Annotated in this window: 22 protein-coding genes; all 22 read right to left on the bottom strand. The window is 50.9% G+C overall.

Annotated features, from left to right (window positions below):
• Window positions 1-25: 25 nt before the first annotated feature.
• Window positions 26-856, bottom strand: coding sequence for a phage minor head protein (locus NSQ46_RS05470; protein WP_342576432.1), 831 nt, complete (start codon window positions 854-856; stop codon window positions 26-28).
• A complete protein-coding gene (locus tag NSQ46_RS05465; protein ID WP_342576431.1) occupies window positions 849-2,330 on the bottom strand; it encodes a phage portal protein in 1,482 nt (493 codons plus the stop codon). The genes NSQ46_RS05470 and NSQ46_RS05465 overlap by 8 nt, the downstream gene beginning before the upstream one ends.
• Window positions 2,331-4,019, bottom strand: coding sequence for a DNA packaging protein (locus tag NSQ46_RS05460; protein WP_342576430.1), 1,689 nt, complete (start codon window positions 4,017-4,019; stop codon window positions 2,331-2,333). It abuts the gene before it with no gap.
• A complete protein-coding gene (terS, locus tag NSQ46_RS05455) occupies window positions 4,013-4,897 on the bottom strand; it encodes a phage terminase small subunit (protein WP_342576429.1) in 885 nt (294 codons plus the stop codon). The genes NSQ46_RS05460 and terS overlap by 7 nt, the downstream gene beginning before the upstream one ends.
• A 378-nt stretch (window positions 4,898-5,275) precedes the next feature.
• Window positions 5,276-5,491, bottom strand: a complete 216-nt coding sequence (locus NSQ46_RS05450) for a hypothetical protein (RefSeq protein ID WP_342576428.1) — start codon at window positions 5,489-5,491, stop codon at window positions 5,276-5,278.
• A 134-nt stretch (window positions 5,492-5,625) separates the two neighbouring features.
• Window positions 5,626-6,927: a site-specific DNA-methyltransferase gene (locus NSQ46_RS05445; RefSeq protein ID WP_342576427.1), complete on the bottom strand. Its 1,302-nt coding sequence runs from the start codon at window positions 6,925-6,927 to the stop codon at window positions 5,626-5,628.
• A 192-nt stretch (window positions 6,928-7,119) separates the two neighbouring features.
• Entirely contained in the window at window positions 7,120-7,365 is a 246-nt protein-coding gene (locus NSQ46_RS05440; RefSeq protein ID WP_342576426.1) for a hypothetical protein, read from the bottom strand.
• 768 nt (window positions 7,366-8,133) lie between these two features.
• Window positions 8,134-8,625 (bottom strand): hypothetical protein, encoded by a 492-nt coding sequence (locus tag NSQ46_RS05435; RefSeq protein WP_342576425.1) that lies wholly within the window; start codon window positions 8,623-8,625, stop codon window positions 8,134-8,136.
• A 98-nt stretch (window positions 8,626-8,723) separates the two neighbouring features.
• Window positions 8,724-8,897: a hypothetical protein gene (locus tag NSQ46_RS05430; RefSeq protein ID WP_210094656.1), complete on the bottom strand. Its 174-nt coding sequence runs from the start codon at window positions 8,895-8,897 to the stop codon at window positions 8,724-8,726.
• Window positions 8,887-9,438, bottom strand: coding sequence for a hypothetical protein (locus NSQ46_RS05425; protein ID WP_342576424.1), 552 nt, complete (start codon window positions 9,436-9,438; stop codon window positions 8,887-8,889). The genes NSQ46_RS05430 and NSQ46_RS05425 overlap by 11 nt, the downstream gene beginning before the upstream one ends.
• The gene (locus NSQ46_RS05420) at window positions 9,435-9,842 is read right to left on the bottom strand and encodes a YopX family protein (RefSeq protein ID WP_342576423.1); all 408 of its coding nucleotides are present in this window, start codon (window positions 9,840-9,842) and stop codon (window positions 9,435-9,437) included. Before NSQ46_RS05420 ends, NSQ46_RS05425 begins: the two co-directional genes overlap by 4 nt.
• On the bottom strand, window positions 9,839-10,234 hold the full coding sequence (locus NSQ46_RS05415; protein WP_342576422.1) for a hypothetical protein: 396 nt from the start codon (window positions 10,232-10,234) through the stop codon (window positions 9,839-9,841). The genes NSQ46_RS05420 and NSQ46_RS05415 overlap by 4 nt, the downstream gene beginning before the upstream one ends.
• Window positions 10,231-10,611, bottom strand: a complete 381-nt coding sequence (locus NSQ46_RS05410) for a hypothetical protein (RefSeq protein ID WP_342576421.1) — start codon at window positions 10,609-10,611, stop codon at window positions 10,231-10,233. Before NSQ46_RS05410 ends, NSQ46_RS05415 begins: the two co-directional genes overlap by 4 nt.
• A gap of 489 nt (window positions 10,612-11,100) precedes the next feature.
• Window positions 11,101-12,804, bottom strand: a complete 1,704-nt coding sequence (locus tag NSQ46_RS05405) for a DNA cytosine methyltransferase (RefSeq protein ID WP_342576420.1) — start codon at window positions 12,802-12,804, stop codon at window positions 11,101-11,103.
• A 95-nt stretch (window positions 12,805-12,899) separates the two neighbouring features.
• Window positions 12,900-13,730: a hypothetical protein gene (locus NSQ46_RS05400; RefSeq protein WP_342576419.1), complete on the bottom strand. Its 831-nt coding sequence runs from the start codon at window positions 13,728-13,730 to the stop codon at window positions 12,900-12,902.
• A gap of 5 nt (window positions 13,731-13,735) precedes the next feature.
• Window positions 13,736-14,206, bottom strand: a complete 471-nt coding sequence (locus NSQ46_RS05395; RefSeq protein ID WP_342576418.1) for a hypothetical protein — start codon at window positions 14,204-14,206, stop codon at window positions 13,736-13,738.
• Window positions 14,207-14,274: 68 nt separating this feature from the next.
• Window positions 14,275-14,403: a hypothetical protein gene (locus tag NSQ46_RS05390; RefSeq protein WP_276824937.1), complete on the bottom strand. Its 129-nt coding sequence runs from the start codon at window positions 14,401-14,403 to the stop codon at window positions 14,275-14,277.
• A 134-nt stretch (window positions 14,404-14,537) separates the two neighbouring features.
• Window positions 14,538-14,720, bottom strand: coding sequence for a hypothetical protein (locus tag NSQ46_RS05385; RefSeq protein ID WP_210094666.1), 183 nt, complete (start codon window positions 14,718-14,720; stop codon window positions 14,538-14,540).
• A complete protein-coding gene (locus tag NSQ46_RS05380) occupies window positions 14,720-14,878 on the bottom strand; it encodes a hypothetical protein (RefSeq protein ID WP_007132791.1) in 159 nt (52 codons plus the stop codon). The genes NSQ46_RS05385 and NSQ46_RS05380 overlap by 1 nt, the downstream gene beginning before the upstream one ends.
• A 21-nt stretch (window positions 14,879-14,899) precedes the next feature.
• A complete protein-coding gene (dnaB, locus tag NSQ46_RS05375; protein WP_342576417.1) occupies window positions 14,900-16,324 on the bottom strand; it encodes a replicative DNA helicase in 1,425 nt (474 codons plus the stop codon).
• Window positions 16,302-16,637 (bottom strand): hypothetical protein, encoded by a 336-nt coding sequence (locus tag NSQ46_RS05370; protein WP_342576416.1) that lies wholly within the window; start codon window positions 16,635-16,637, stop codon window positions 16,302-16,304. Before NSQ46_RS05370 ends, dnaB begins: the two co-directional genes overlap by 23 nt.
• Window positions 16,624-17,502 carry a hypothetical protein gene (locus NSQ46_RS05365; protein WP_342576415.1) on the bottom strand — a complete coding sequence of 293 codons (879 nt, stop codon included), beginning with the start codon at window positions 17,500-17,502 and terminating at the stop codon, window positions 16,624-16,626. Before NSQ46_RS05365 ends, NSQ46_RS05370 begins: the two co-directional genes overlap by 14 nt.
• Window positions 17,503-17,507: the final 5 nt, after the last annotated feature.

Genomic DNA, 17,507 nt, shown 5'->3' with positions numbered 1-17,507 from the left:
TTTCCTCATATTCAGTTCACCTCGCTTAATCCATAACCAGCTGCATCGTGCAGCGGCAATTTACAATTTCTTTTGCCTCACCTGCCGGATCTCCCGGATACATCAGCTTGCTGGATCCGACCTTAAACGGCTTGTCCAATGCAACTACTTGGCCATTTGCTTTGCGGTGAGATTTCCGAGTCCGTGAGCCGGCAGCAGAGCGCCATTTCTTACCCTTGGCCACCTCAGATTGTTTCCAGCCTTCCAGCTTACCTCCGTTGGCCGCTGCTGTGCTCATGGTACGCGAGATGCGTTGTGCCCGTTGCATAGAAAACGGTCCTTCATCTCCGTCAGCCGCCTGGGCGCTGATCTCCTGAACCAGCATGGCACGTTCTGAAGGCGTATTCCCTTCATCGATCGCTTTTTCAAAGCTGCGCAGCAGGGTATCTGTGGAGGCTGTGTTCATATCCGGCACCAATTCGCGGATCTCTTTCACGAAATCCCTTGCCGCCTTGTTCTTGGTGCTCCAGATCTTTGCGTCGTCCAAAGCAACCAGCTCTGACTCTCCGGCCAAATGAAACAATGGCTCGAAGGCTTCCTGTATGGCCTGCTCAAACATATCCGAGAACACTTCCGAGGTATGAAGTGAGATAAGCACCTTTGCAAGCTCGCCGATGTCACCCAGGGATTCCTCACTCAGTTCCGCAATCGCATCCTGCAGCGCCTCACCCTGAAGCTCCAATATCTCCATGATTCGTTCTTCGCCCTGCTTGTACAACTGTTCCAGGACCTTACGCTCCACATAGGTCAGCTCGAGGCTATCCAGAAACTCATCGTCATCGGCCTTGGCGATCAGTGTCCAGCATGCTTCACACATGTACGCCCACCTCGGCCCCACCCTTACGAAGCAAACGCTTGGCGATCGTAACAACCCGCTCCTGCAGGTTATCCGTGTCGTTGTATTTCTCTGGATCGAGCAGTTCTGGCTGGCTGCCAGCAAGCTGAGCAATCGGAGTATCAAGATATTCAGGACTGTATTTGTTTTCATCGATCGTCGTTCCTAGAACGTCCTCTGCAATCGGGATCAGGTCACGAACCAGCATAATGCCACGGTCAGCGATAAAGTCCAGCATCGACTTCCGGTCTTCCGGATCAATGATGTTTGGACCACGCAATACCGCCCGCACCCGGAAAATCCCCATAGCAGGGAACAGCCGCTTATTGAACAGCTCGTTCATGATCCATTTGCGGTAGGGTTCAAAGACTTGTTCCTCCGCGAATTGAAGCGCAGCCTGTGCTGTTGCACGATTATAATCCGAGCTCTGGCCGACCAAGATCGGCGGCAGCCTGAAGGCAGACAGGATATCAGATTTCTTCTCCTTGCCGTATTCGAGGAAAAGGGCATCTTGCTGCAGAAGGTCGTTCAGCTTGTCCAGCTTTATAGCGACTTTCTCGACCTTCTCATCCATCGGACCACCTGTTTCTTCGCCCTTAGCTTCGAGGTACAGGATACCACCCTGCGATTGTGAACCTTTGACATTCTTCAGCAATTCCATAGACTGCTTTGTCAGTTTCCCATTCGTTACGGTCAGGATCATGGACAACATGCGGCCATTGCTGAAATAAGAAACGTTCAACTCCTCAGCTTCGCGAGCCCCTACTACGCCAGGCGCATTTCCGAACCACCGTGGTTCCCCATATGCGCCATCGTTGCCGATGCGCAAAGGGATGATTTGATTATTGGTGCCTTCGGTTCCGAATAACCTGAACCAAACCACGGATGTCCCCCGCTTCATGGCATAACGCCGTGCATAGATTTCTTGCGAAAACTCTTCGATCTTCTTGGTTGAACTTATTCTCCGTTTCCGCTTGATCGTTGTAAGGTTGCTTTCCCTGGTACAACGAACATACTTTGGATCCATTCGAAAAATCGTCGGAAACTCACTGCCTGCAGGCCAAGCAACCTCCAAATTACCCATTCCGGTGCTTTCGAGATCTTCAATCAACTGGCCCACAATCTCGTCCGGCGAATCCTCCAAATTACAGGTCTCCAGAAACCGTTCCGCCCGGTCCCATTCTTCCTTGGCCGTGCTGTCATCTTCACCCGGCAAATATTCTAATGCGATCCCATGACCAGCGATATTACGTTTATAGGCTTCGATGCATTGCGGAATGATATTGCTGTTTTTGACAAGCTGCCTGCAGCTGGCCGGATCATTACCTGGTTCAAATGGTAACAGGCCATGATGATCATAGAGCTTGTCAAATACATCGGGCAGCTGAGCGCTGGACGGAATATGGCGTCCCTCTTCTTTTGCGATCGGGAACCAAGCAGCATTGCCTTCACCCATCTATATCCACCCCACTTCTTCCTCATTTTCCTTCTGTTCGTCCCGTTTCTGTTGTTTCTTCTTAAACCATTCAAACCACTTATCTGCTACTTGTCTCACCTGCAGGGCGATGGAATAGGCCATGACTCGGTCATCGTTACAACCGCTATCGGCCTCTGCTTTGCCATTCTTGTCAATCAGCGTCATGCATTCGCCGTACAGCTCCGGACAGTAAATGTCGAAAAGCTGATCGCGGATCGCTTCCTTAAAATCGCTGATCATCACAGGACGAGTTGCCTGGTTGGTGTTCCATCCCATTGTTCCCTTCTTGTGCATAAAGAGCAGCGGATAATGGCAGGTATTGAACAACGTATTCAGCACCGATTCCCCGGTATTGTTGTTCTCTACGGCCAGCAGCGCGGTGTTGTAATACAAGCCCAGCGTATTCAGCTTTTTGCCATACAAGTCAGTGTCCCATTTGCCATGCAGAGCCGCGCACATTTCGCCTGTACGCACCTCGATGACATAAGCAGCATCATAGTCACCGTCTTCTTTACCTTTAGCCGTATCCGCAGCCAGAACGTATTGTTTGCCCAGCTCCGGCTTCCGATAGATGACCAACTCGCCAGCCTCATGCGAAGGGATGACCTTGTTCTTAACAAAGTCGATTTCATGTAGGCTGCCTTTTACGCAAATCGCATCCCGAAGACGCTTGATAAATTTGTTGTCAAAGATGCCTTCGCCAGACAACAGGAAGGCATCGTCAGGCTCAGAAGGATATTCCTGATCAAACTGCCGCGGATCACCGCCGCAGTCGTTCCGGATGGTGTACCGGCGCCACTGCAGTTGCTCATCATCGAGCCCGTATTTCTTTTTCAGCTCCAGTTCTTCTTCGGTTGGTTCGAAGCCAGGCGGGACCGGCTTACGGTAATCCGGCATTTCAAACCACGCAAAAAAGAGCGGAGAAAAATCACTCTCGCCCTTAACAGCTGCATCCCACATTTTTTTAAACTCTTCCATGCCGTTGGCCGTGGATTCGATTACCCCCAAGCTGCCTGGCTCCTTTGACAGCGCAGCTAGCAACGACAATAGATGCCGTTTCTTCTTCTTCGCTGGCCAGAAGGCTACCTCGGAAGCATGAAGGTAATGAATGGTGTCTGAACGAGCAAGAACCCGGCTTTCTGCCGTTTGTACAGTGATCTTCGATTTTAAACCCGGGTTCTTTCGACGGTCTTCCGTCCGGATCGAAGGGTTCTCGAAAGTCAGCTTCTTGGCGTTGTTTTTCCGGCTCATGGGTTGAATAACCGCCGGCACCTTCTCATAGTATAGCTGGAACATATCGTACAAGTTGCTGGAAGCGTCCGAAGATTGAGCAACGATAAAGGCGTTTTTCGCCTCCTGCAGCGAAGTGAAGTAATAGATCAGGGCTTCTGTTACTGTTGAAAATCCCATCTGGCGGGCCTTCAAGATGATAATCCGCACAGGCTTGCCGGCTGCTATATCCTCGAACACCTTGGTCGCATATCGACGCTGGGCATTGTTGAGAACCAATGGGACCATTTCCCCAGACTTGTTTTTGATCTTCAGCATCCGGAAACAGAACTGTTCGAAGTCGGAAAGAATCTCCTTCAATTCTTCCAGTTTCTCCGGCCGCTGCCGAAGCTTACGCTTGATCCGTCGACGATGCTCTTTCGCGAGCGATATTACCATCCTAAATCATCTCCATCATCGTCTTCATCGTCGTCATCCCCTTCCCCTTCGCCATAACCCAGCGCCTTAAACTTATCCAGCTCAAGCCGTTCCCGGGCGAGCGCGAGCTTTTCTTCTTCCTGTTTCATATTTGCAATCAGGTTGATTACCCGAAGCTTCTTGTCCCTTGTTTTAACCAGAGCTTCCTCCTGTTTCAGGATCTTGTCCAGTTTTGACGTAATGACAGTCGTAATCTCGGTGACTTTCATGCCTTCGGTAAGGACCGGTACCTGCATCTGTTTCCCATTCTTAGGGCTGGTGTAAGGTACCATGTCCTTCCGTTGCGTAAGCTCCTCCTTGATTTTCCGCTCTTCGTCGTTCAATCCTGCCTCGAGTAATTTGACCCGCTTCATATGGCGGCGCTCTTGAATTGTCAGCATGCGGAGCTGCTCTTCCAATTGTGCAAGGGGAGAAGTGTCGATATGTTCGAGAAGTTCCATTTCTTCTTCCTCGAGCGTGTCAAGAAAGATCGTCTCATACATGCCGTGTTTCAATGCCTTCTTGTTGCGGTATGGCCCACCCGGACCACCACGGTTTCCCTTCGCATTTTGGTTGCCGGGAGGGGCACCACCGCGATTACCGAGAGCGTTTGTGTTCCCTCTGGGCGCTCCCCTTGACTTTGGGACGCTCCCATTCGCTCCATTTGGAGCGCTCCCTTTAGAATGTGCTTCAGCGCTCCCATTCATTTCATCTTGCCAACGGTCTACAGCTTTCCATTTTCGGACTCTGGATTCCGGAATAGAAAGAGCGGCGGCGATGTCTTTAAGCTTCATCGTCCCGCCGCTCTCCAGCCACATTTGTTTTGCCTTGTCCCGTTCGGGACTTCTCCTTCTGGCCATGTTACACCATCACCACCCCCAACGAATGAAGGCAGACCTATGGCCCGCCTTCTCTTCAATGTTAAGCCTGTTTTACTTACCTCCTATGATAGAGATAAGGCGGACATTCGTACCTTACCTGACCAGACTTTGAACGCAGTGCTTGTAGCCTTTCCACAAGGGAAGGGCCGCTCAGCTCTTGGATTCGTTCCTCAAGACTCGGGGCCCGTTTGGTGAGTTCGGCTAACCGCTCTTCGATGGAATTCTCCTCGTATCCATTCATTTTCAAGTAATTAGGTAGTTTCATTTTTCCTCATTCCTTCTATTTGGTGTCACCCCTTATGAGGGGTGCACATTCAATATAGGCAGAATTGGCGAAAGTCTAACGCATTTTGGAAATCACAGATCATCCTTCTGCAGTTCAATATCTATTTCAATCAGCTTTTTCAGGTCATCCACCGTCCTGATCTCGATTCGTCCGTCCCGAAAATCTTTGACCCACTTGGCTATTCCGGCTTTGACGATCTTGCGATACTGCTCCTTGCTCTCGAGGATTCCTTCCATCACCGCGAGCTCATGCTGCAGCAAGATGTCCTTATTCTCAGGTGTTCCCATTGTCGTTCCCCTCGGCTTTCCGTTATGATGGAATGCGAGATAGCGGATGTCTGCAAAATGCCGCGCGCGGCGGGCCGCTATCTCAGCCGGGGGGAACCCTGGATTAAGGGGAGGACGTGTCAGCGTCCTCCTTTTTATGTTGCCATCGGAACAACACGATCGATCAGTACCGGCTTAATGCCGGTTGCCTCCTGATACCGCCGTTTGATCACATCGCAGAAGACCGGATCAAGTTCCAATGTCCGACACTTGCGCCCCATTTGATCGCAGGTCATGAGCGTGGATCCGGATCCACCGAAGAAGTCGACCACATCATCCCCCTTCTGGCTGCTGTTACCTATCGGTATGGCCAGCAGCTCCAGCGGCTTCTGTGTGGGATGAACGTATTTGCCAACATCTCCTCTGGAGACCTCCCAGACCGTCCCAGGTTCAGCGGGCTCACCAGGAAGGCCGGCGCGCCATACCGTCGATTGGCGGCGGTCGCCATACCAAGCAGGAGCCTTGCCGCGCAGATGGGCATAAAAGACCGGCTCATGCTGCCAGCGATACTGCGACCAGCCAAACGAAGCTGCATTCTTCACCCAAATACACTGGCTTCGGACGACAATACCGGCAGCGTTCATTGCATCCTCGAACTCTCGCTGGTACGAAGACGGGTGAAATACATAAATAGCCGCCGTCGCCTCCATGATCGACGAGTACCGTTCAAAGACAGCATGCAAAAAGCCCGCAAATTCCTCTGCGGGCATATCGTCGTTCATTATGCTGCTTCGGCCGTCAGCGGCCAGGCGCTCCGAATCGCTCTCTACGGCCACATTGTACGGCGGATCCGTTACAACTAGAGCCGCCTTGGCTCCTTCCATCAATCGTGCGACGTCTGCCGGATCCGTAGCATCTCCACAGACCAACCGATGGGGGCCGAGCTGCCAGACATCACCGCGCTGCGTCTCCGGTTCTTTGATGTCATCCAATGCCTTCCCTACGTCGAAGTCATCCTCAACGACCGGATCTTCAATATCTGGGACTTCAGGCAGAGCGCTGACAAGGTCCTCGATCTCCTCCTGGTCGAATCCGGACAAATAGAGATCCGTGCCTGACTCCTGCAGTTCGTCCAACAACCTGCCCAGCGCTTCCTCATCCCATCTTCCAGATACCTTATTCAGCGCCAAATTAAGCAGCCGTTCCTGCTGATCGTCCAGGTCAACGACTGAAACCAAGAGCTCGGTCCTTCCCAGCTCATGAACCATGATCTTATATCGTTGATGCCCGCCGACCATGTTGCCGGTACGTTCATTCCAGACGATTGGCTCCACATAGCCGAATTCCTCAATACTACGCTTTAGCTTTTCATATTCTGGATCCCCCGGCTGCAGATCGATCCTCGGATTGTAAGCAGCTGCGTTAATCTGGTCTATCGGGATGACTCTGATATCCATGCCTTCACCATCCTATTTGAGTTGAGTTGGTTTCACATATACACGCACACAAAATAGGGACACACGCCAACGCTATGCCCCTTCTCTGCCGTTTTTCGATCCCGTGCCGGCATTTGCCCGCATCTGATAGAAGGCACCTTAAATCGCCGTATATTCGGCCCCTTGATCCAAAAGAAAAAGCACCCGAAGGTGCTACTTCCTATTGGTATTTTCCCTTAATGCGGCTTCCAAATGTTTAATAAGGTCGCCAAAGTCCTCTTTGGTTTTATCGTCAACAACAATGTTTACGAATCCCTTTAAGTCAAATGCTACAGCGTGCAAGTGAATGGCTTCAACTGTTAATGCGTCCAGATAGCTCGCTCCGTCTCTAGCAATATACGTTTGGATATTCAAGATATTCGAATAATCCATGTACAGTGTGTCTCTATCTCGATCCATTTCATCACCTCACATCACAATTCGACATCTGGGAGTATTTCCCTTCTTTACACATCGCTGTTTGCTGCAGAACTGCTTCGTCCCAGTCCACTCACCCCATACGCATCGTTTACACTTATCCGGCTGCTTCGGCTTATAAAGTGGTCGCTGCAGCTTATTACGTTTTCCGGCCATGTCGTCGTTCCTCTCGATTTCGTGGTGAGCTGCCTGCTGTCACTCTGATCAACCATTGAATCCATTTCATAAACCGTCACGCTCCTATTTGGAAATAAAAAAGCCGTTCCGGGAAGGAACGACTTCGGAATATATATTCAGTTCATATCTGCAAAGAGATCCGTGAGAGCAGTGGCGCCCGTGCCGGCCGCAGCAAAAACGCTGCGCTCTTTGCTATTAAAAGAATCTGTACTTTGTAACTAGATACGTGTGACAAGACCATTTTAACGAGCAATAAAAAGACAAGTCAAAAGTGAAATAACGAAATAATAATTATAAACCCCTGTTTACCTCGTTAAATATCAATTTTCCTCACTGTTTTGATAATGGTTGCCCACGCAGCAAGTCGCCCGTCGGCATTGCCGGCTTCAAGCTGCTCTCTGCCTTTCGATGGCGAGCGTGGGCATAAAAAAAGCGAGAAGAGGTACGCCCCGGTAACATTGCCGCATTCATGCGACTCGTGCGTGTCATTCTCGCCTTTTTCTATGCTCCTATCGTAACACGGTAGATTCATCATGTGGTCTTCAAGATTCCCCGTTTTTCCCCACATTGTCGTCAAAATTCTTTGCTTATTACTTCGAAGAATCCCATCGTTTTCAATACGTTGGCCATTGTTCTAATGCCCTCTTTAATCCGGCGATCGACCGTGCTATGTGCAACGCCCCACTTTACGAACAACATGGTTTCCTTCCGGCTGTATCCTTGAAGAAATCGAATGTCGATTACTTGCTTGACCTCTTCATCAAGAATCTGACTGTGAGCACGCAGGAGCATCGTCGAAATTGTTTTATACTGGGCGTAAACCCATTTTTGTTTCTCGATCATAATCACAGCGTTAGCCGTCTTGTCTGCGTGGAGATCCTCCTGATCAATTCGGCGAGCTGCTTCCCCATCGATCGCAACCTGAGCCATTTCTTTCTGATAATTTTCGAAATCGCTCATGAATATCTGCATGGATTTGAATTTACTGAGGTAGAATTCCGTCTGCTGGATCTCTGCCTTTGAAGCGTTGCTGAAAAGCTCACCCTGTACCCATGCTATCGCCATTCCCCTCAATCCCCTTTATGCTATAATTATTGAGAGGAATATATTACCGATTGACCCCCGCACCGGCCAAGGATTAGGGGGTCTTTCATTTATAAGTCTTAATACTCGCCTCCGCGCTTTAGATACTTGTTCCGGTACCCTCTCCGCGGTGCGGTGATCTTATATTTCAAACCGCTGTTTCTGGGTTCAGGCGGCTTGTCTGCTCCGATCGCTTTGAGGTGTGCTGCCAGCTTCTCCGGCGGCCAGAATTCACTCTTCCCTTTATCCAGCATCTGACTCACCTCCATCCTCAACTGTGGGGTCAGACCATATCCTATTCTTGATCAGCATATCAACACTTACCTTGTATTCTTCAGCATAAAGGTCGTCACCGTTCGCCGTATCCTCCACGTCCGTAAACATAGCTTGGGAGAGGTCGTAGAACAATTCGAATCTACCCAATCCTTCCCGCTTGTAAATTTTGATTCTATTCTTGTACTTGTAAATTTCTTTGATACCGGCATCAGACCACATTCTTAAAAGCGCCAGCTCCAAGTCTATAAATTTGGCTTGATTACTCACTGGAGCCGGCTGCCGCATGCCGTCAGCGAGTGAGCGACGGAACCGTTCGTTATCAGCCGTACAACTTAGCACGATCCCATTCAAGTGATTGTTCACTGCTTGTAGGCGCTCGATTTCTTCTATCGATTCGGTTGCTACGGTATCTACCAGGCGATACATGTTGTAAAGAATCGAGCCTATTATATTTCGCTCTAAGAGTTGTCCCATATATTCGCGATTCTTTTTCAGCTGTTCGGCTATTTCCTCCGTCATGTATGTGGCACCTCCAGCAGATCCCGGTTCTCATAGATATTCCCAATCACCGTGATGTAAGGGAGCATCCGATGCAGGAGCCAGCTGCCGCAGCATAATTCCATGCGATCGTTGTATCCAACCTCGTATATGCCGTCGACCTGCAAGTTCGGACCCTGGAATGGGTGTCCCTTGATCTCTACCAGGTCTCGATCGAATATGTTCTTGCTTTCAATGTCATCCAGGCCAGTGTATTGCATCAAAACATATTCTGAATCTTCGCCGCCGCTGCCGCATCCATTTTGAAGGTTGTAGTAAAAAGCCGTTCCGTCTTCATCAAAGGAAATAGAGTCATGGATGTCCTCGCCGCAGACATGCATTTTGTGCAACTCCTTATCCCATACGCGAAATTTGAACTGTCTCATACCTTCTCAACCTCCAATAGATCAGAATTGTCCCAACGGTTTCCGAGCTTAATATAGTTGGGCAAGTCGTTGTACAGAGGAATCGAGGAGTGCATTCTTACTAACTTCCCCTCGTCGTTATGTCCGAGAATCGTTTTGAAGTAAAACCCACACCAAGAGTGGTGCCACTCAATAGTTCCTATCGATCCTCTCGGGCTCTTTGCAATGTCGCCCGCGTAAAAGTCTCCCTGTCCGGTGTATTGCCCTACTGTTTCGGGAACGACCTCATAGACCCCGTATGTGCTGTAAATCTCAGCTTTTTGAACACCATCGTCCTCCCACATGAAGGCACCGAACCCGTTCACCCATTCACCGTTATCCAGTCGCTTGCCGCGGAATCGATAGTCCTTCATAACACCTTGCCTCCGTGCCGCTGCGGCCGGGTAGCGTTATACGCCATCTTCTGGGTTATCGCTCTCTCCAAGTCGATATCGTACCGCCCGCAGGCGTCGAAGACGCGGATCACGATATCAGCCAGTTCGGACGGAATGCCGCATGGCTTAAAATCAGGCGCCGCTTGCTCCTTAAATTGAACAATCACCCCATCGTAATTCTTCGCCTCAAACCAGACTTCCGTCGGCAGCTTTCCGTTCCGATGATCCTCCAGCGCTTCCGATGCTTCCGAGTGGATCAGCGCGATAATCTCCCCGAAGCTGCGCGGTTCGTCCCACCAGCCTTTCGAAACCGCATTTTGATGTGCTGCCTGCACTAATTCATTTATGGTTTTCATCCGTTCATCACTCCTTATATCAGGGAGGACTAACCTCCCGTTGGATAAATTGCAGTAATATCAAACCTCGATGCTTGCTTTTCCCAATCCTTCTCCAACCAGCAGCCTTGAAGCAGCATCCTGGGTTTGTGCTGCGAATCTTTCTTCCGTCCACATACGTTATGATTCCATCCGCCGGCGGCTTCCCCCATTCTGCAACCGTAGCCGTCACTGCGAAACGAATCATTTCAGAACTTCGGAAGCTTGATTCGTTTCGGAAGAGTGTGCATTCCCAGGCATCCATGCCGTCATCCCTTACCCCTGACCATGTCACCCATACAGCGTCACCAACAGCTGAGCGGAGAACAAGGTTACGTCCTGGCCTTGTGAACATCGGATGTCCCGGGCGCTGCCGGGAGTAATGACGATCAGCTAGTAGTCGGCATGATCGATCACCTTTATGGGTGACGATCCATGGACCATATTGCTGAAGATCGAGCATCAATTGATTCACAATGAAAACTCCATCTGCCCGGCGCCGATCGCCTCTTTGTACCGTTCAATTGTCAATGAGTTTCCGGATCCAGTGCAGAGCTCCGGCAGGTTCGCTCGGACCAGCGCCTCTGCGAACGGAGGCGGAACTGCGTTGCCGCAGCGAGCAACCTGTGCACTCTTTGGATAACGAACTCCGTCGGCGTCCACATCGATGATGTAATTCGGCGGGAATCCCTGTGCCGCAAATAACTCGTGTGGCTCTAGCATTCGCATGCCGATGTCAACGATTTGGTAATCCACACCATGTATCGTAACCAAGCCGAAGCGATCCTTTGTTGTGACGGTATGGAGCGGCTCTCCCAAGTTCTGGCCGTTATCGGCGCTGCCGTAGTATTTGAGCAGGAACGCCCGAACCTCCCCGAAATGTAGGCCGCCTGCGGTTATTGTTTGTAGTGGACCAGTAACTGGCTGCCCGATGTTGGTTCCACGCATTTTGACGAGATGGCTCGTTACAACGGCGCTCTTTCCACCGCCTCCAGCCGTAACCGTTCCGATCGGTTTGTCGAGGGCGCTTCCCACGGACTCTCCTAAATGGCGGGCAATATGGGCAGTGACGAGACCATAACGGTTCGATGTGTCCTGTGTAAGTAGCGGGCGGTCGAGAGTTTGCCCACGCGCGCTGTCGTCGTAGGAGTGGTATTGAGTCAGGAAAGTGGTAACTAAGCCCATTGCATGTGCAGCGCCTGCTGGACGTTCAGCCCCCGCGCCAGATGTGATTGTATGGAGTGGGTCAGACATTGGGTGTCCAGTTGCACCACCGCGGAACTTAGTAATATGCGGAATGACAATTCCCCATCCGTTCTTCGCTGTGATCGTTTGGAACGGCTGATCTATCGCTTGGCCTCTGAAGGCGTCGTCTTTGCTATGGTTGACCTTGATCACGAATGGCCGCGGGTTATCAAAAACGAACTTTTGAAGTCCTCGGGCGATTCGTCGCATTGTGTTTTCAGCCAGAGACCGCTTTCGTTCAAAGATGCTCGGGCATGGAATCGACCAGTCGATAATTTCGGCCGCCGTTCGCCATGGCTTCAGTTTACCGCTCTTTACCTCCTCACTCTCCGGATCGCCATGCGTTGGATACGGCCAAACTATTGGGAGACCGTCACACCGAGCAACCACAAATAGCCTTTTTCTAATCGTCGGCGCGCCATAATCGCACGCCCGAAGCTCCCGGCTATCCACCACGTAACCCAGGCTTTCAAGCTGTGATTTCCATTGTTCGTAAGTCTGGCCTTTCTTACTTTTTAACGGGCGACCCTTTCTTACGGGGCCCCATGTTTTGAACTCCTCCACATTTTCAAGGATTATGACCCTTGGTCGAACCTTTCCAGCCCACTTGAGAACAATCCATGCCAGGCCACGGATTTTCTTTTCTACCGGCTTTCCGCCCTTGGCCTTGGAAAAATGCTTACAGTCTGGAGAAAACCATGCCAATCCGACTGGCCTCCCCTTGGTCGCCTCACGGGGATCAACATCCCAAACCGATTCGCAGTAATGCTCCGTCTCAGGGTGATTGGCGCGATGCATGGAGATCGCTGCTGGATCGTGGTTAATCGCAATATCTACACTCCGGCCGGTTGCCAGCTCGATCCCTGTAGAAGCTCCCCCGCCGCCGGCGAAGTTGTCTACGATTAGTTCTCTTGGTGTCAAAAATTTCATCTTAATCCCCCCACAAGAAATAGATCATACGTTCTATCGGAAGCATGTATTTAGGTACCCCGGTCTGTTTCGACCGGGGCTTGTTTGCTATATTTTTAGGCAACGCCGTGGCTCATCATTTCCTTTTTGACCTCTTCCTTGTATTTGGAGATCTTGCCGCTCAGTTGCCCAGAGGTCATGCCCACTTCCTTAGCGATCTCCCTCCAGGTCACTCCATCCTTCCGTTTACGCTCGAAGAGCCTTGGGAAGTCGAGCTGAAGATCCGGGAAAGATGGACGTTGGGAAAGGATGTATTGTTCCAGTTCTTCCGAGCTTATTTCGACGTCGCCAGCCGTCTGTTTTTCCTCGGCGTCAGCTGCAGCGCCATCCTCTCCCGATCTCTGATCGGTATCCTCGAAGCTCATTTCCTGATCCCTTGAGGATTGAGCGTCTCCCTGCATCCATTCCGGAAGATCGGATCCTTCCTGAGCTATTCCGTCACCCATAATTCCCTTCTCATAGTCACTCAGCTCGTCACCTTCTTCTGCCGGAGTGTCACCTGCCGGCGGCTCCCCTACCGGATCTCCTGCTTGATCCTCGCTACGAACCGATTCTTCTCCTGTTCCCGGTTCGTCAAGCGGCAACTCTGCCTGATTCTCATCCTTCTCCGGCTGCTCGACCGATGTCACCACGCCGGAAGCATCTGCAGTCACACGGCGGCCGCCCGTGTATAGTTTGTACGCGTCGTCATCCTCCTCATCAAAATCGAATGACATTTGCGGATCCCCAAGGAATACGTTAAGCTCTTCCCCTTGGTTGTTACTTAAGAAGACCAAATGCGGTAATGCTGCTTTAAGGGGGAAGGTCAGTTTAATCTCAATGGACGATTCCCCAATTTTAATGCCTTTCGCTAATTCTCCAGTAAGCTTCGCAAAATCTTTCCCCATATCGATCACTTTCCTCTCTTCTTTTTCTTATTCGTTGGCTTCTTTGCCGGCGGATTTAAAATGTTATGAATGACTTCCTGCTGCGGCTTGGTAAGCTCTACAGGCTCATGAATTGCTCTTATGACTTGCGCCAGGACGAAAGCATCCCGGACGTTATCGCTTGGGTGTTCAAACCCCCAGCGTTTGAATATAGGCAAGATCAAATCGTCTTTTGATCCCTTCCCTACTCCAGTTGCAAATTTTTTGAGCTGGGTAGGAGCTACCTCAATGTACTTCTGCTTTCGGACATGCAGTCCAATGCGGATTGCCCAGCCTATTGCATATTGTTGTCCCACAAACGAACCCGTCGACCCATGAGAGAATCCTTCAATGGCCACTTTGTCGGTTGGCTGGATTAACCGGAGTGTCCGGACAACGACATCGTTAATCCGGCCAGCATCTAACGCACCATCCGCTTGGATCTCGATCCTTTTCAAGACATTCCCGTCCGGGTCCAATATAGCGACCCCTGTTTTGGTTGAGTGGTCAACACCGACGTATCGGTTCATATCCCCACCTTCTTCAGCTCTTCGGCAGCGTACCGATAAGCTGCCGCAGCTGCCTCGTCATCTACGACCTCAGCCTTCGTTTCAAGATCGTCAATAACCCTTTTGATTTCTTCTCGTACTTCCACGTTTCTTGGCCCTCCTTTTTCTTTTGGACTTCGACCAGCCACGAAGCACGAAAACCTCTCCTATCTGCTTGCCGTCATGATCGTATATGATTTCCCATGGTATCTCTTGAAAAAACGGATCAATCGAGGCCTCGCTATGCATATAACCGACCCCCGATCGACATGGCCAGATTGAATTCCTTCACGCCCTCTTCGATAAGAGCGAGCTCCATGTCAGCAAATTCGGCGAGCAGTTCCTGCTGATCGGGCACCATGCCGGTATGAATGTACCGTTGCCTCATGTACTCGTAAACGTGCCAGTGACTCCACCTGCTCATCACGCACCCCGCCGGATCGTCCGCGAGCTGCCAGTGTACCGATGAATCAGGACCATAGCTGCAGGTGTATCTCGCTCTACGAGCCAGTTTTCAGGGTTGAGTCCCCGATCTTTGATTTCAATTCTCTGCCGCCTCGTCGGCCGCTTTCCGTTCTTCATCTCCCATTAGCCTCCTTTGGCTTACGCGTATTGGCGCTTCTCCATATTGACCACCTTGTGCTGACGTGGTGGCTGTGGACCAGGATCCATATGAACCCGGTCGTAATTGACGAATTTATTAAACTGCTTCAGGAAGACCAACTCGACGGTTCCTACTGGACCGTTCCGCTGCTTCGCAATGATGATCTCGATGATGTTCTTCTTCTCGGATTCCTTGTCGTAGTAGTCATCCCTGTACAGGAAAGCCACGATATCCGCATCCTGCTCGATCGATCCGGATTCTCGAAGATCGCTCATCATCGGACGCTTGTCCTGCCGCTGTTCCACACCGCGGCTGAGCTGGGAAAGTGCGATGATCGGAACATCCATTTCCCGGGCCAAGTGCTTCAGCGTCCGGGAGATCTCCGATACCTCCTGCTGCCGGTTCTCCGCCCCTCTGCCCTTGCTGACGCTTGCGATCAGCTGCAGGTAATCGATCACGATCAGACCGAGTCCCTCCTGTTTCTTGAGGCGCCGACATTTCGATCGGATATCATGGACAGTGATTCCCGCAGAGTCATCGATCAGGATGTTCGTTCCGCCCAATACTCCTGCAGCGTGTGCCATCTTGGTCCAATCCTCCGATCCCATATCCCCGATCCGGAGTTTGCTCGCCTCGAGTATGCCCTCAGCACTGACCATCCGAGTAACCAACTGCGCCGCGGACATTTCCAGACTGAAGATAGCGACAGGTTCATGGACGCGTGTGGCCACGTTCTGAGCGATATTGAGCGCGAATGCCGTTTTCCCGACCGATGGCCGCGCCGCGACAATGATCAGATCGCTGTTCTGCAGGCCGCCAAGGATGGCGTCCAGGTCTGTGTATCCTGTCTCGATGCCCGTGACCTTACCTGTTTTGTACACTTCGGCCTTGTTCTCTGTCGACTCGATGACTTCGACCAGGACGTCGTTGATCCGCTTAAAGTCCTGCTTAGGAGCTGCGCGATCTGCAAGACTCGTAGCTACTTGTTGCGCTGATGCAACCAAGCGCTGTATATCCTCACCAGCCACAGCCGCCTGTATCCCGGCCATACTAGACCGGATATACTCTCGCAGCATGAACTTGTTTTGTACGGATGTGACGTAAGTTTCTATGTTCGCAGTCGTCGGCACCGAATGGGCTAGTTTGGACAAGTAGCTGACGCCGCCAATATCCTCAAGCTCTCTCTGATCCTGTAGACGCGAAGACAATGTCACCAGGTCAATTGGCTGCCCTTCTTCCGCCAGCTCCACCATGCGGTTAAAGATGATCCGATGCTCTGTGCGATAAAAGGCTTCCGGGACCAGTGCCTCAACGTACTCGTACACTTCCGGGTTGATCAGAACAGCCCCCAGAACCGAACATTCAGCAGCCAAATCATACGGCATCTCTGACATGATCGTGTTAAGCACGTCCGAGTTTTGCATAGATGGACTCCTTCCAGCCCGGCGGCGGCGGGCACGCTTCCTGTTTGGCGCGGGCTCGCTCGGCGAAATATTCTTCGGTCAATGACTTCATACGGTCGCGCTCGATCTGTTCCCCCAGGCGCCCCCGGATCTCCGCAATGTTGGGCGGATACTTGCTCGTCCGGATATGCTCGTCGACATTTTCTTGAGCTACCTCAAAGGGGAAGTCTTGGAGATACTTATGGTCTGCCTTTACTCGATCTACCGAAGCGTCAAAGGCTGGATAGTATTTCGCTATGTGTTTATAAAGCTGGGCAACCTCAACGATTTCCACGCTTCTTCTCCTCCTCGATAAAGCGGTCTAGTTCGTCCATTTGTGCTTGTTTTTTATTTCGATAGCCCCGTTGTGGAGATTGTCCAAGGGCGACTGGCACGTGCGGCACCGCACCAGTTATGGAGTCATCCACCTGCATTTTTGCCCACTCGTCAAGGCAGCGAGGGATGCAGTAGGCCATGTTTCGAATCTTGTCCCAAGCATGTTTTGGCTTGTACTCAGCAAATGATTTGTCAATGCTTTGCTTCACGATATCTAACGGGATCCCCGTAGCAACCATCTTTTTGATTTCTTCGAAGTCGGTAGTGCTTACGCTAAACCCCTGCCCCCTTCGCATGCAGAAGTGTCTTTCGACTTCAGAGGCAAGTTTTAAAATGGTTTCAGGATCCGTAATAACAGCAACAGCATTGTGTATCTCTGTAATATCTTTATTAGATCGGAAGTTTTCTTCCGGGTGATCGGAAGATTCCTGCCGATCTCTGTTGTCCAGATCGGAAGAATGTTGCCGATCTCCTAACTCAGAGTGGAAACTTTCTTCCGGTCTGTTTTTGAATTTCTTGGAGTTTCGGACCGTAAAAACGAGTCCGTATGGCGCTCTGGTGACTTTTATGTATTGGTTATCTTCGAGCGTCTTGATCCACGACCGGATCGTCCGGTCCGATACCCCGAATTCATTTTCAAGGTCACTAATTTTAACTGGCTTGTTCCCAAGGACGATTCCCCAGACAATTCCGTCCCTTTCGACTTCCTTCGTCGTGGAGCTGATGCACCAAAGGAACAGCCAAATTGCTGATCCTATTTTTTTGTAATGTCTATGTTCCAACAATCCGGAGTACATCGGAAAAGGGTAACTGCCTTCGGGCATTCGCT

This window comes from Paenibacillus sp. FSL M8-0142, assembly GCF_038597315.1.
Classification (GTDB): Bacteria; Bacillota; Bacilli; order Paenibacillales; family Paenibacillaceae; genus Paenibacillus_AQ; species Paenibacillus_AQ lactis.
This window is presented reverse-complemented; position numbering and strand designations above follow the sequence as displayed.

Excerpts from the sequence above, each read along its gene's own strand:
- NSQ46_RS05460 (WP_342576430.1), bottom strand. The coding sequence starts at position 4,019 with ATGGTAATATCGCTCGCGAAAGAGCATCGTCGACGGATCAAGCGTAAG.
- NSQ46_RS05415 (WP_342576422.1), bottom strand. The coding sequence starts at position 10,234 with ATGAAGGACTATCGATTCCGCGGCAAGCGACTGGATAACGGTGAATGG.
- NSQ46_RS05450 (WP_342576428.1), bottom strand. The coding sequence starts at position 5,491 with ATGGGAACACCTGAGAATAAGGACATCTTGCTGCAGCATGAGCTCGCG.
- NSQ46_RS05465 (WP_342576431.1), bottom strand. The coding sequence starts at position 2,330 with ATGGGTGAAGGCAATGCTGCTTGGTTCCCGATCGCAAAAGAAGAGGGA.
- terS (WP_342576429.1), bottom strand. The coding sequence starts at position 4,897 with ATGGCCAGAAGGAGAAGTCCCGAACGGGACAAGGCAAAACAAATGTGG.
- NSQ46_RS05405 (WP_342576420.1), bottom strand. The coding sequence starts at position 12,804 with ATGAAATTTTTGACACCAAGAGAACTAATCGTAGACAACTTCGCCGGC.
- NSQ46_RS05410 (WP_342576421.1), bottom strand. The coding sequence starts at position 10,611 with ATGAAAACCATAAATGAATTAGTGCAGGCAGCACATCAAAATGCGGTT.
- NSQ46_RS05365 (WP_342576415.1), bottom strand. The coding sequence starts at position 17,502 with ATGCCCGAAGGCAGTTACCCTTTTCCGATGTACTCCGGATTGTTGGAA.
- NSQ46_RS05420 (WP_342576423.1), bottom strand. The coding sequence starts at position 9,842 with ATGAGACAGTTCAAATTTCGCGTATGGGATAAGGAGTTGCACAAAATG.
- dnaB (WP_342576417.1), bottom strand. The coding sequence starts at position 16,324 with ATGCAAAACTCGGACGTGCTTAACACGATCATGTCAGAGATGCCGTAT.
- NSQ46_RS05385 (WP_210094666.1), bottom strand. The coding sequence starts at position 14,720 with ATGAGCAGGTGGAGTCACTGGCACGTTTACGAGTACATGAGGCAACGG.
- NSQ46_RS05470 (WP_342576432.1), bottom strand. The coding sequence starts at position 856 with ATGTGTGAAGCATGCTGGACACTGATCGCCAAGGCCGATGACGATGAG.
- NSQ46_RS05430 (WP_210094656.1), bottom strand. The coding sequence starts at position 8,897 with ATGCTGGATAAAGGGAAGAGTGAATTCTGGCCGCCGGAGAAGCTGGCA.
- NSQ46_RS05380 (WP_007132791.1), bottom strand. The coding sequence starts at position 14,878 with ATGAAGAACGGAAAGCGGCCGACGAGGCGGCAGAGAATTGAAATCAAA.
- NSQ46_RS05445 (WP_342576427.1), bottom strand. The coding sequence starts at position 6,927 with ATGGATATCAGAGTCATCCCGATAGACCAGATTAACGCAGCTGCTTAC.
- NSQ46_RS05440 (WP_342576426.1), bottom strand. The coding sequence starts at position 7,365 with ATGGATCGAGATAGAGACACACTGTACATGGATTATTCGAATATCTTG.
- NSQ46_RS05435 (WP_342576425.1), bottom strand. The coding sequence starts at position 8,625 with ATGGCGATAGCATGGGTACAGGGTGAGCTTTTCAGCAACGCTTCAAAG.
- NSQ46_RS05425 (WP_342576424.1), bottom strand. The coding sequence starts at position 9,438 with ATGACGGAGGAAATAGCCGAACAGCTGAAAAAGAATCGCGAATATATG.
- NSQ46_RS05400 (WP_342576419.1), bottom strand. The coding sequence starts at position 13,730 with ATGGGGAAAGATTTTGCGAAGCTTACTGGAGAATTAGCGAAAGGCATT.